The sequence below is a fragment of the Streptomyces griseomycini genome, assembly GCF_014203535.1.
GTDB lineage: Bacteria > Actinomycetota > Actinomycetes > Streptomycetales > Streptomycetaceae > Streptomyces > Streptomyces griseomycini.
Window position 1 is genome coordinate 548,986 of sequence record NZ_JACHJI010000004.1, and the last position, 12,638, is coordinate 561,623.

A 12,638-nucleotide genomic window follows, 5' to 3' on the forward strand; every position below is an offset into this window, starting at 1 on the left:
ATGAACGGCAAGGCACCCCTCGTCGTGGTCGGCGACGCCCTGCTGGACCGCGACCTGACCGGCCGCGCCGATCGGCTCGCGCCCGACGCGCCCGTCCCGGTGGTCGACGACTACGGGGAACGGACCCGCCCCGGCGGCGCCGCGCTCACCGCGTACCTCGCCGCACGCGACGGCCGCGAGGTCACCCTCGTCGCCGGCGTGGGCGACGACTCCGCGAGCCGGGAACTGCGGCGGCTCCTGACGCCCTGGGTCACCCTGGTCCCGCTGCCGCTGACCGGGCCGCTCCCGGAGAAGAGCCGCGTCCTGGCCGCGGACCGGCCGGTGGCCCGTCTGGACCGCGGCAGCGGCCGCGCCTGCGAGGCCACCGACCGGGCCCGCGAGGTCGTCCGCGCCGCGCCCGCCGTCCTCGTCTCCGACTACGGCCGGGGCACCGCCGACGTCCTCCGGGACGTCCTGGCCGCCCGCCCGCCGCTGCTCTGGGACCCCCACCCGCGCGGCGGCCCGCCGGTGCCCGGCACCCGGCTGGTCACCCCGGCCGAGAAGGAGGCGCTCGCCCTCGCACCGGACGGCGCGACCCCGCGCCGGGACCTCGCCGCCGCCGCCCGCAGCGCCGCCGCGCTGGTACGGCACTGGAAGGCCGCCGCCGTCGCGGTCACCCTCGGCGCGCGCGGCGCCCTCCTCTCGTACGGCGAGCATCCCCTGCTCGTCCCCGCCTCCGCCGTGCACCACGGCGACAGCTGCGGCGCCGGCGACCGGTTCGCCGCGACGGCGGCCGGGCTGCTCGCCGACGGCGCGCTGGTGGGCGAGGCCGTCGAGGCCGCCGTCGCCGCCGCGACCGACTTCGTCGGCGCGGGCGGCGCGGGCGCCCTGCCCCGGCCGGACGCCGTGCCCCCGCCGGCGGACGGCGACGACCCGTTCGCCCTCGCGGACCGGATCCGCACCGCCCACGGCACCGTCGTCGCGGCGGGCGGCTGCTTCGACCTCCTGCACGCCGGGCACGTCGGCCTGCTCCAGGCCGCCCGGGGGCTCGGCGACTGCCTGGTCGTCTGCGTCAACTCCGACGCCTCGGTGCGCCGCCGCAAGGGCGCGGGCCGCCCGGTCAACCCGCTCGCCGACCGGGTCCGCGTGCTGCGCGCCCTGGCCTGCGTCGACGCCGTGGCCGTCTTCGACGAGGACACCCCCGAACGCCTCCTGGCCGACCTGCGCCCCGACGTGTGGGTCAAGGGCGGCGACTACGCCGCCGCCGACCTCCCCGAGGCGGCGCTGCTGGAGGAGTGGGGCGGCCAGGCGGTCCTCCTGCCGTACCTGGACGGCCGCTCGTCGACGAGGATGCTGGAACGCGCGGCGGAGGGGACGCGATGACCGCACCGCGCGCCCGCGGCGGGAATCCCACGGCCGACGAGCCGAAGCCCTTCCGACGGCAGGAGGCCGCCCCCCACCGGCCCCCCGGGCCGACACCGACCACGCGGGACGAGGCGGCCGCGCCGTCCGACGGCCCCGCGCCGGACGGCGGCCCCGCGCCGGACGGCGGCCCCGCGCCGGACGGCGGTCCCGTGCCGGGCGGTGGTCCCGTGCCGGGTGGAGGCTTCGCGTCGGGCCGTGGGCCGGTGGCTCCCGTGGTGCCGGGCCGGAGTCCGGTCGGTGGTCCGGTGCCGGGGGGCGGGCTGTCGGGCGGCGGTCCCGTGCCGGGGCGGGAGCCGGCGCCGGGCGGGTACGGCGCCGCACCGTCCGGGCGGCACGGCGCAGCCGTTTCACCGCGGACGCACGCCGCCCCGGTGGCGGAGTCCGCCGCCCCGTCCCCCCGCCTCCTGGTCCTGCGCGCCCTCGGCCTCGGTGACCTGCTCGCCGGCGTCCCCGCACTGCGTGCGCTGCGACGGGCGTTCCCGGGGCACGAACTCGTGCTCGCCGCGCCCGCCGGGCTCGCTCCGGTCGCCGGGGCCACGGGGGCCGTGGACCGCGTACTGCCCGCCTCCGCACCCGGGCGCGCGGTCCCCCGCTCGCTCGACTGGACCGGACCGCCCCCGGACGTCGCCGTCGACCTGCATGGCAACGGCCCGCCCAGCCACCGCCTGCTGAGCGACCTCGCCCCCCTGCGGCTGCTCGCGTTCGCGCACCCGGAGACCCCTGAGCTCGAGGGCCCGGCCTGGTACGCGGAGGAGCACGAGCGCGACCGCTGGTGCCGGCTGCTCCGCTGGTACGGCATCGACGCCGACCCCGCCGACCTGCTGCTGCCCCCGCCGCGCACCGCGTCCCCCGCCCCCGGCGCCGTCGTCCTGCACCCCGGCGCGGGCGCCCCCGCCCGCTGCTGGCCCGTCGAGCGGTACGCGGCCGTCGCGACCGCGCTGCGCGCACGCGGGCTGCGGGTCGTGGTCACCGGGGGAGCGGACGAGTCGGACCTGGTGGCGCGGCTCGCCAAGCAGGCCCGCCTGCCCGACACCGACGTCTTCGGCGGCGGCCTCCCCTTCGACCGGCTCTCCGCCCTGGTCGCCGGCGCCCGTGCCGTCGTCAGCGGCGACACCGGCGTCGCCCACCTCGCCGTCGCCCACGCCGCCCCCACCGTGACCCTCTTCGGCCCGGTCCCGCCCCGCCGCTGGGGCCCGCCCGCGCACCCGCGCCACGTCGCCCTGTGGTACGGCCCGGAAGGCGACCCCCACGGCCGCCGACCCGACCCGGCGCTGTCGCGCATCACCCCCGAGGACGTCCTGAACGCCCTCGACCGACTCGACCGATCCGACCGACCGCCCGCCCCCCGACGCCCGGGAGGGGAGAACGCGCCATGACCACCCCGTCCACGAACGGCCGCCTCGGCATCGTCATCGCCACCCGCGACCGCGCCGACCGACTGGCCGTCACCCTGCGCCACCTGCACGCCCTGCCCGAACGGCCGGAGATCCTCGTCGTCGACAACGCCTCCACCGACGACACCCGCACCATGCTCGCCCGCGACTTCCCCGAGGTCCGCGTGCTGGCCCTCCCGGCCAACCACGGCGCCCTCGCCCGCAACCACGGCGTCCGCGTCCTCGACACCCCCTACGTGGCGTTCAGCGACGACGACTCCTGGTGGGCGCCCGGCTCCCTCGCCCGGGCGGTCGAACTGTTCGACGCCCACCCGCGGCTCGGTCTGATCGCCGCCCGCACCCTCGTCGGCCCGGCCGCCGACCCCGACCCGCTCAACGACGTCCTCGCCGACTCCCCGCTCGGCCCGGCCACCGACCTCCCCGGCACCCAGGTGCTCGGCTTCCTCGCCTGCGGCGCCGTCGTCCGCCGCCACGCCCTCCTCGACGCGGGCGGCTTCCACCGGCTGCTGTTCTTCGGCGGTGAGGAGACCCTGCTCGCCTACGACCTGGCCGCCCGCGGCTGGGGCGTCACCCACTGCCCCGAGGTCGTCGCCCACCACCACCCGGCTCCCGTGTCCCGCACCGGCCGCCCCGCGCTCCAGCGCCGCAACGAGCTCCTCACCGCCTGGCTGCGCCGTCCCGTCCCGTACGCCCTCGCCCGCACCGGAGCCCTCGCGGCCGAGGCCCGCGGCGACGACCACGCCCGGAGCGCGCTGCGCGGGGCCCTCGCCCGGCTGCCGGCCGCCCTGCGCGAGCGCAGGCCCCTGCCCCCGCACGTGGAGCGGGCCGCCCGGATCCTGGAGGGGAGGAGCGCGTGACGGACCCCCGCACGACCGTCGTCGTCATCACCCACAACCGGTGCGGCGAACTCCTGCGCACCCTCGACCGCCTCGCCGGACTCCCGGAGAAGCCACCGGTGATCGTCACCGACAACGGCTCCACGGACGGCACCGCCCGGGCCGTCGCCCGCCACCACCCCCGGGTGCGGTTGCTGCGCCCCGGCCGCAACCTCGGCGCCGTCGGCCGCAACCTCGCGGTGCGCGAGGTCCGCACGCCCTACGTCGCCTTCTGCGACGACGATTCCTGGTGGTCGCCCGGCTCCCTGACCGGCGCCGCCGACCTGCTCGACCGGCACCCGGCGCTCGGCTCGGTCACGGCACGGATCATCGTCGAGCCGGACGGCACCGACGACCCGATCGTCCGCGAACTGCGCGACTCGCCCGTGCCCGGTCCGCCCTGGCTGCCCGGACCGGCCCTCGGCTCGTTCCTGGCCGCCGCCACCGTCCTGCGCACCGACGCCTTCCGGACCGCGGGCGGCTTCCACCCGAGGCTGTGGCTCGGCGGCGAGGAGGAACTGCTCGCCGCCGACCTGGCGTCCGACGGCTGGTGGCTGGTCTACGCCGATCACCTGACGATCCACCACCAGGCCTCTCCGGCGCGGGACTCCACGCTGCGCCGGATGCACGGCATCCGCAACACCCTGTGGTTCACCTGGCTGCGCCGTCCGGCCGGACCCGCGCTGCGCCGCACCCTGGACCTCGCCCGCACGGTCCCGCGCGACACCACCTCCCTGCGGGCCTTCGCCGAGGCGGCGGCCGCCCTGCCCTGGGTCCTGCGCGAACGCCGCGTCCTGCCCCACGAGGTCGAGTCCCGGCTGCGCCTGCTGGAACCGGCCCAGCGCACCTCCACGGCCCGCCGTTACACGGGCTGACCCACCACGCGGTGACGGGGCCCGCCCGCCGGCATCGGCGGGCGGGCCCCGTCACCGCGTGCGCGGCACAGCACGGCCGCGGCCCGGTCGTGGCACGGGCTCAGCCGGTGCTCTCCGGGCGCTCGCCCTTGGGGCCGCGTCCCCGCTCGGTGCGCGGGCCGCGGCCGCGCCACCCCTCGCCCTCCTGCAGCTCGTCGTTCGCGGCCGCGTTGGCGTCCTGGTCGGAGACACCGGACCGTTCGGCGTCCTTGCGGTACCTGGCCCGTCGGGTGTCGTACTTCTTGCTTCCGGGTTCGGGCACGACGATCACCTCCTGCCGGGCCGGGTCCCCGCCGCCCCCGGAGGACAAACGCTCAGCCGCCCGACCACCGGCACAGCAGCCGGAAGGCCGCGAACAGCGTCAGCGGCCACACCGCCGCGAACGCCCCGATCACGCCGGGAGCCGAGGTGACCATCCCGGCCACCATCAGCGCGACCGACACCGCGAGGAGCGCGGCCACGGTCCGGCCGCGCGGACGGTACGACGCCGCCCGCCGCAGCAGGCGCGGCACGTCGGGCCCCCGGCGCAACCGCAGCGTGCGCAGCCGCCGGTCGAGCCGGCGGTCACGGCGCAGGGCCCGTTCGATCTCGTCGAGGACGTGCTGTTCGTGATCGGGGAGCCGACCGGTGGACACCGTCCCTCCTCCAGGGCGAGCGGGAGGATCCCGGGTGCCCGGGAGGGCCCCGCGCTAACCGGCGCGGGACGCCAGCGCCTCCACCAGCCGGTCCGCGCCGTCCGGCACCCGGCCCTCCCGGAACGCGTCGCGGACCTGCCGGGCGGCCACCCGGCCCGAGGTGAGGCACCAGTCCCACCACCGCTCCAGCCGGCGCGCGTCCAGCTGCTCGGCGGTCAGCAGCGCGGGCCAGCCGCAGGCGCGGGCCTGCGCGGTCACCTTCGCCCCGCCCGCGACCGGGTCCACGGCCAGCACCGGCGTGCCGACCCGCAGCGCGAGCACCAGGCCGTGCAGCCGGTCGGTGACGACGAGGTCGAGGCGGGCCAGCACCGACTGCACCTGCGCGGGCGTCGCGCTCAGGTGCCAGTCGTGCGTGTCCAGCCGGGTCTCCAGCTCCAGCCGGGCGCAGTCCTTGCCGGCCAGCCAGTGCGTCACCCGGTCCGCGACCTGTCCGTGCCTCCGCTGCTGCCCGTACTCCTGCTGTCCGTGGGTGAGGATCACCCCGACCACGGGCCGGGCGGGCACCGCCGGCGCGCGGGCCGACAGGTCCTCGGACGGCTCGCTGCCGGGGGCGTCCCGCGCCAGCACCCGGTGGAACCCGGTCACGGCCGCGCCGTCGGGGTCGATCACGGAGGTCCCCACGGCGATCCGCACGCAGTGCGCGAAACGCCGGTGCAGTTCCTCGACCTGCGGCCCGTGCAGCGGGCCGCACACGAACACCAGATGGGAGTAGTCGCGGGGCCGTACGTCGTCCAGGTGCCGGGCGTCCGGCAGGAAGCCGGGGCTCCAGACGACGTCGTAGGGGATCCGCGCCCGGCGCAGCACCTCCTCCACCCGGTGCAGCGCCAGCACGTCCCCGGCGGTCGCCTCCCCGTCGCGGAAGCTGAACCACCCGGTCAGCAGGACTCTCTCCGGTCGCATGAGTTCTGTTCCGTGCACAGTGCCACCGAGTGCCCCGCTCCGGGGGAAGGCAATCAGCCCTCCGGGCCGGCCGGACGGCGAGGAGCCGACGGGGAAACGACGGGGAACCGGCGAGGAGCCACCGGGGCGAGGGCCCGGGGCGGGGCGCCGGATGCCCGGCCAGTGCCCGCAGTGCCTCGTGCCGCGTCCGTTCGGTCACCTCGCGTTCCGCCACGACGTCGCCGCGTTCGCGCACCAGGCCCTCGCGGACCGGCAGGTGATCGTCCCTCGCGGACAGGAACTGACCGCGAGCACCGTTAGCGTGGCGGCATGACGAAGACGAAGCGGAGCGCCACTCCGCCGGTCGCCGGTGTGCTCGGCGTCCGGGCCCTGAACCGCGCCACCCTCGCACGGCAGCTCCTGCTGCGCCGCTCGCCGATGTCCGCCGAGGCCGCGGTCGCGCACCTGGTCGGGCTCCAGGCGCAGAACGTCAAGCCGCCCTACTACGCGCTCGCCGCCCGCCTCGACGGCTTCACCCCCGAGGCGCTGTCCCGGCCGATGGCCGACCGCGCGGTGGTCCGCATCGTCACCCTGCGCTCGACCCTCCACACCCACACCGCCCACGACTGCCTCACCCTGCGGCCGCTGGTGCAGCCCGCCCGCGACCGCGAGCTCAACGGCTTCCGCGAGGGCCTCGCCGGCGTCGACCCGGACCGGCTCGCGGCCCTCGCCCGCGAGCTCGTGGAGGAGGAGCCGCGCACCATGGGGCAGCTGCGCGAGGCCCTGCTGAAGGAGTGGCCCGACGCCGACCCGCAGGCCCTCTCCGTCGCCGCCCGCTGCAGGCTCCCCCTCGTCCAGACCACCCCGCGCGGACTGTGGGGCCGCAGCGGTCAGGTCACGCTCACCACCGCCGAGCACTGGCTGGGCCGTCCCGCCGAGCCGGCGCCCGCGCCCGACGCGACCGTGCTGCGCTACCTCGCCGCCTTCGGCCCGGCCTCCGTGAAGGACATGCAGACCTGGGCCGGACTGACCCGGCTGCGCGACGCCTTCGAGCGCCTCCGGCCGCGCCTCGTCACCTTCCGCGACGAGAGCGGCGTCGAGCTCTTCGACCTCCCGGACGCCCCCCGCCCCGACCCGGACACCCCGGCGCCGCCGCGCTTCCTGCCCGAGTTCGACAACCTGCTGCTCTCCCACGCCGACCGCACGCGCGTCGTGCCGCCCGAGTTCCGGGGCCGCGCCTGGCAGGGCAACACCGCCCACCGCACCCTCCTCGTCGACGGATTCCTGGCGGGCCTGTGGCGGCTGGCGGAGGACGCCCTCGTCGTCGAGCCGTTCGGCCGGCTCACCGAGTCGCAGCGGGCGGAGGTCACCGCGGAGGGGGAGCGGATGCTCCGCACCCTGCACCCGGGCACGGCGTACGACATCCGTTTCGGGACGGTGCGGGCGTAGCGGCATGGAGAGGGGGCGTTGCGGGCTGCTCGTGGAAGCCCGCAACGCCCCCTGGCTCGCTCCCTGAGGGGTACTCAGGAAACCTTGCGGATCTATGAGTCGACCTGGGCTGCGACCTGTCCGGAGAACGTGGTCAGCCGGGTGTACACGCCCGGGTAGCCGGCCGCCGCGCAGCCGTCGCCCCAGGAGGTGATCCCCGCGAGGCGGCCCCCGATGAGCAGCGGCCCGCCGCTGTCGCCCTGGCAGGTGTCCACGCCGCCGGCGGAGTACCCGGCGCACACCATGTCGCTCTGCACGAACCGGGAGCCGTACGAGCCGCGGCAGCTCGCGTCGGAGACGGTCGGCACGGTCGCGGTGCGCAGCTGGTCGGAGGAGCTGCCGCCCGAGGAGGTGGTGCCCCAGCCGAGGACGCGGGCGGTGGTGCCGGCCGCGTACACCGAGGTGTCCGAGGACGACACGTACCCCACGGGGGTGTACGGCATCGGCGTCGACAGCGTCAGCACCGCCACGTCGTCACCCCGGGTGACGCGTCTGTAGTCCGGGTGGATCCATATCCCGCTGACCCTGGCGACCGTGCCGTTCGTGCCGCTGAGGTAGGTGCGCCCGCCGACCACGCGCACGCTGCTCGTGGTCTCGCCGACCATGCAGTGCGCGGCCGTGACCACCTTGGTGGGCGACACCAGGGTGCCGCCGCAGAACTGGTCCTGCGAGGCGTCGGTGATCTGCATCATGAACGGGTACGCGGACGTCGTGGTCGTCGTACCGCCGACGACCGGCTGCGGGGCGGCGGCGGCGGAGGGGGCGGCGAGCAGCGCGGCCGCGGCGGCGGCGGTGGCCGCGGCGGCGGCGGCCTTCCTGGCACGGGTGAGCCCGGGCATGGGTCTCCTCACGGGGTTGCCGGTGGGGGATCGCGCGGGGTGGGGGTGGAGCACGAGGGCCTCGGGAACGGCCCCGTGTGCCCGGCGAGCGGCACGGATTCACGCTACGAGCCGGAGCGTGATCCTCCCAATGAGGGACTCCCCTAAGGGAGTTGGGCAGGGAAAACCCTCGGTCGCCCTCACCCGGACCGTGCGGACCGCGGTCCGGTCACGGCGTGCGGCGCCCCGCCGCCAGTCGGACGATGTCGACCCGCGAACGGATCCCCAGCTTGCGGTACACCCGGGTGAGGGTCGCCTCGACGGTCTTCACGCTGATGAACAGCCGGCCGGCGATCTCCCGGTTGGTGGCGCCCTCCATCACCAGCGCGGCCACCTGCCGCTCCATCGCGGCGAGCCCGTCCAGGGCGGCCGGGGTGGCGGCGGGCGCCGTCTCCGCCCGGGCGGGACCGGCGGCCGCGGTCTCGTCCACCCGGCGCAGCCAGGGCAGCGCGCGGCAGCGCCGGAACAGCCGGGCGGCCTCGTCGTACGCGGCCGGCCCCGGACCCCGGGCGCGCAGCCGGGCCAGCGCGAACGCCGCCCGCGCCTCCTCCAGGCCGTGGCCCAGCTTGCCGAGCCGGTCCTGCGCAGACGCCAACTGCGCCTGAGCGGCCTGGTGTTCACCGCGCGCGGCGCGCACCAGTGCCTCGGCGCGGTCCAGCACGGCCAGCACGCTCGCCCGGTCCAGGCGCAGCGCGTGCACCCGGGTGACGTTGATGAGTTCCTGTGCCTCGCCGACCTCGCCGACGCACACCAGCGCCTCGGCGAGGTCGCCGTGCCAGCGGCCCCGCGCCGGGTCGCTGATGCCCATGGCGTGCTCCAGCTCCCGCACCCGGCGCAGCGAGCGGACCGCGGCGGCCGCGTCCCCGGCGACCAACTGGGCGTAGCCGAGGGCGGCCAGGGCGAGGGAGAGGTACAACTGGTCGCCGTCCACCTCCGCGTGGTCCGCGGCCTCCCGGGCCAGGGCCAGCGCCCGGTCCACGTCCCCGCCCGAGGCCTCCGCGAAGGAGGCGAGCATGGCCGAGGCACTCTCGCCGATCCCGGAGTCCCGGGCCAGCCGCAGGCTCTCGCGGGTCAGGTCCAGGGCCCGGCCGCAGTGGCCGGAGCGCAGTTCGGTGTCGGCGAGCATGCGCAGGAAGTGCACCTCGCTCTCGACCATGCCGCGCCGCCGGGCCTCGCGCAGCAGCGCGGTGACGGCCGTACGGGCCTCGGGCAGCCGGTCGCTCATGAGCAGCCAGCGGAACCTGGCCATGGCGGCGCCGTTGTGGTGGCAGGCCACGTCGGGGTCCTGGGGTTCCTGCAGGGCGCGCCTGATGGTGGCGGGAGCGTCCGGATGGCCCATCAGGGTCTCGGTGGAGGCCTGGAAGGCGAGCGCCATCAGCTCGGTGCGCCGGTCCGCGCCGCGTGCGGCGAGGTCCGCCGCGTGCGCGGCCTCCTGGCGGGCCTCGGCGAAGTCGCCGTCCACCACCACTTCGCGCCACGCCAGCTGGTAGTGGACCAGGGCGAGCAGCCGGGGGTCGTCACCGGCGTCGGCCAGCACCTGCGGGAAGACGGCGTCGACCTCGCCGAGCGCCTGCCCGGCGGCCTCGATGACCACCATCCAGGCCCGCACCCGCTCCGTCGGCACCGTGGCCCGGGTCAGCACCTCCCGCGCGATGTCCCGGGCGAGATCGGCCTCTCCGGCGGTGATCGCGTCCTCGGCGGCCCGCAGCCGCCGCTCGTCCGGCCCCGGCACGCTGTCGGCCGGGGTGTGCCGGGCGGCGAGCAGCCCGAGCGAGGCGGCGACCGAGGGCGCCCCGCGGTCCCGGGCCAGTGCGGCGGCCTCGGCGAGCCGGGCCGCCACCTCCGGGTCGGTGCCGGTGGTCGCCAGGGCCAGGTGCCGGGCCCGCTCGATGGGGTCGGAGGCGGCCGTGGACAGCGCGGTGTGCACCGCCCGCCGCTCGTGCGCCGGGGCCTCCGCGTACAGGGCCGCCGAGATCAGCGGGTGCGCGAAGCGCAGCGCCGGCTCCTCCGGGTCCGTCGCCAGCAGCCCCAGGGCGGCGGCCTGCGCGGTCTCCGCCTCGGCGTCGTCCCGGCCGGCCGCGTGCAGCAGCGCCAGGGTGGGACGGGCGCCCGCGCTGGCCACCAGCAGGGTGCGGCGCGCCTCGTCCGACAGCATCTCCAGGCGGCTGAGCACCAGGGCCCGCAGCGAGGTCGGCACCGGCAGCGGCTCGCCCGGGCGGGGACGGGCGGGGCTCTCGGCGAGGGCCCGGCCCAGTTCGAGCGCGAAGAGCGGGTTGCCGCCGCTGGTGCGGTGGATGTCACGGACCGTGGAGCGGGACAGACCGGTGTAGCCGCGGTGGTCCAGCAGCGCCGACACCTGCGTACGGGAGAACGGGCCCAGCCGCACGGCGAGCGTGTCCGGCGGACAGGCGCGCAGGTGGCGGTCGTACTCCTGGCCCTCCGTGCGCACCGCGCACACCAGCTGCACCGGGGTGTCGCCGAGCCGCCGGGCCGCGAAGCCGAGGAGCTCGGCGCTGGCCGAGTCCAGCCACTGCAGATCGTCGGCGACGACGAGGACCGGTCCCTCGGCGGCCAGCGCGCGCAGCGTGGACAGCACCGCCAGGCGCAGCGCGAGCCCGTCCCGCTGGAGGGTGGACTCGCCGCGTCCGGTGAGCGCCGACTCCAGGGCGGTGCGCTGGGCGGCGGGCAGCCGGGGGGAGACCCTGTCGAGGACCAGGCCGAACAGATCGGCCAGCGCCAGGAACGGCAGGTGGGATTCGGACTCCGTGGCCGAGCAGCGCAACACCGTCCGCGGCGCACCGGAGTTTTCCGCCGCAAGTGCCCGCAGCACGGTCGACTTTCCTATTCCGGCGGGCCCGTGGAGCAGCACGCTCCCACCGCGGGCGAGCTGCTCGCGCGCGTCGGAGACCAGCTCCTCCCGGCCGATGACCAGGTCGGGGCGGCACCTGGCAGGCTCCTTGAAGTCCCGTCGCACGGTCACCGCTCCCTCCGTGTGGCGTGTCCCGGCCAATATTAGGCAACGGGCTCTTTAAATTCGGACGGACGGTGTGGTGAGGGAAATAACAGCGGACCGGGCAACGATAAATCCAAAGCCGTACCTGTGGTAATGGCCCGCCAGGGAAAACACCGCAAACCTACGGCAACCACCCCGCCCGGCGGGCCGCGACCACGGCCTGGCCACGGGTCCGCGCCCCCAGCTTCCGCATCGCCGAGCGCAGGTATCCCTTGACGGTCTCGGCCGTCACCCCGAGCCGCTCGGCGGCCACCGCGTTGGTCGCCCCCGCCGCCACACAGACGAGCACGTCCACCTCACGGGGCGCGAGCCGCACCGCCGCCGAAGGCTCTCCGCCGGCCGTGAGCAGGGCACACGCCTCGAGCAGCTCGGCCCGCAGGGCGGGGTCCGCGATGCGCGGGGCGAGCGCCCGCAGGGCCGCGTGCGCCTCCCGCACCTGCTCCCGGACGGCCCTGGACGCCGGGTCCGGACCCGGTTCCGGCCGCGGCGGACGGGCCGCCGCCAGCAGCTCGCCCACCTCCTCGCGCACCACCAGCGCCTGCTCCACGTCCCGCGCCGCCTGCACCGCCACGTCCAGCGTGCGGTCGCCGAGCGGCCGGGCCGAGCGCAGGGCGCCGTAGAGCACACCGCGCACCCGCCGCCGCACCACCACCGGCACGGCGAGCACGGCGCGCAGGCCCTCGGCGGCCACGGGGGCGTCGTACTCGTGGCTGATCTGCCGCGAGACCGAGTAGTCCGTCACCGCGCACGGCCGGGCGAGCGCCACCGCCCTGCCGCCGAGGCCGTTGCCGGAGGTCACCGCGAGCGCGCTCAGCGCGGGCGTCGCGGTGCCGCTCAGCTCGCTGATGCGCACCTGCCGCCGCCCGGGCTCGACCAGGCCGCCGAAGGCGACCGGCAGCCCGGTCGCGCGCCGCAGCCGGGCCAGCGCCCCGCGGATCTCCACCGCGTCGGCCGCCCTCATCGGGTCAGCTGTCACCTGTTCGCCCCTCCGCCGCGACTCCTGTACGGGCGCACCACCCCCGTTCGGGGGTAGTGAGACCTGCATCACGGATTACACGATGGCGGGGAGCCGCCCGGCAATGGTCCGGGAGAGCGAGG

Annotated in this window: 11 protein-coding genes; 5 read left to right on the plus strand and 6 right to left on the minus strand. The window is 77.0% G+C overall.

Going from position 1 to position 12,638, the window contains the following annotated elements; translation table 11 throughout:
- The 4 genes from rfaE2 (at window position 1) to FHS37_RS14215 (ending at window position 4,548) form a co-directional block, all read left to right on the plus strand.
- A complete protein-coding gene (gene rfaE2 / locus FHS37_RS14200) occupies window positions 1-1,362 on the plus strand; it encodes a D-glycero-beta-D-manno-heptose 1-phosphate adenylyltransferase (RefSeq protein ID WP_184820928.1) in 1,362 nt (453 codons plus the stop codon).
- A 413-nt stretch (window positions 1,363-1,775) separates the two neighbouring features.
- A complete protein-coding gene (locus tag FHS37_RS14205; protein WP_184820930.1) occupies window positions 1,776-2,780 on the plus strand; it encodes a glycosyltransferase family 9 protein in 1,005 nt (334 codons plus the stop codon).
- Entirely contained in the window at window positions 2,777-3,655 is an 879-nt protein-coding gene (locus tag FHS37_RS14210; RefSeq protein ID WP_184820932.1) for a glycosyltransferase family 2 protein, read from the plus strand. Before FHS37_RS14205 ends, FHS37_RS14210 begins: the two co-directional genes overlap by 4 nt.
- Window positions 3,652-4,548, plus strand: coding sequence for a glycosyltransferase family 2 protein (locus FHS37_RS14215; RefSeq protein WP_184820934.1), 897 nt, complete (start codon window positions 3,652-3,654; stop codon window positions 4,546-4,548). Before FHS37_RS14210 ends, FHS37_RS14215 begins: the two co-directional genes overlap by 4 nt.
- 100 nt (window positions 4,549-4,648) lie before the next feature.
- Here the strand turns inward: FHS37_RS14215 and FHS37_RS14220 are convergent, their stop codons facing one another.
- From FHS37_RS14220 to FHS37_RS14230, 3 genes are read right to left on the minus strand one after another with little or no spacing between them, the layout of a single operon-like run.
- Window positions 4,649-4,849 carry a hypothetical protein gene (locus FHS37_RS14220; RefSeq protein WP_229889833.1) on the minus strand — a complete coding sequence of 67 codons (201 nt, stop codon included), beginning with the start codon at window positions 4,847-4,849 and terminating at the stop codon, window positions 4,649-4,651.
- A 52-nt stretch (window positions 4,850-4,901) separates the two neighbouring features.
- Window positions 4,902-5,222, minus strand: a complete 321-nt coding sequence (locus FHS37_RS14225; RefSeq protein WP_184820937.1) for a DUF3040 domain-containing protein — start codon at window positions 5,220-5,222, stop codon at window positions 4,902-4,904.
- 54 nt (window positions 5,223-5,276) lie between these two features.
- The gene (locus tag FHS37_RS14230) at window positions 5,277-6,182 is read right to left on the minus strand and encodes a polysaccharide pyruvyl transferase family protein (RefSeq protein WP_184820939.1); all 906 of its coding nucleotides are present in this window, start codon (window positions 6,180-6,182) and stop codon (window positions 5,277-5,279) included.
- Window positions 6,183-6,491: 309 nt separating this feature from the next.
- Between FHS37_RS14230 and FHS37_RS14235 the strand changes: the two genes are divergently transcribed.
- The gene (locus FHS37_RS14235; protein WP_184820941.1) at window positions 6,492-7,610 is read left to right on the plus strand and encodes a winged helix DNA-binding domain-containing protein; all 1,119 of its coding nucleotides are present in this window, start codon (window positions 6,492-6,494) and stop codon (window positions 7,608-7,610) included.
- Window positions 7,611-7,702: 92 nt separating this feature from the next.
- On the opposite strand, the gene FHS37_RS14240 is transcribed toward FHS37_RS14235, so the two are convergent.
- The 3 genes from FHS37_RS14240 to FHS37_RS14250 form a co-directional block, all read right to left on the minus strand.
- Window positions 7,703-8,488, minus strand: coding sequence for a S1 family peptidase (locus FHS37_RS14240; RefSeq protein WP_184820943.1), 786 nt, complete (start codon window positions 8,486-8,488; stop codon window positions 7,703-7,705).
- Between the two features lie 208 nt (window positions 8,489-8,696).
- The gene (locus FHS37_RS14245; protein ID WP_184820945.1) at window positions 8,697-11,507 is read right to left on the minus strand and encodes an AAA family ATPase; all 2,811 of its coding nucleotides are present in this window, start codon (window positions 11,505-11,507) and stop codon (window positions 8,697-8,699) included.
- 154 nt (window positions 11,508-11,661) lie between these two features.
- Entirely contained in the window at window positions 11,662-12,501 is an 840-nt protein-coding gene (locus FHS37_RS14250) for a helix-turn-helix transcriptional regulator (RefSeq protein ID WP_229889855.1), read from the minus strand.
- Window positions 12,502-12,638 lie beyond the last annotated feature (137 nt).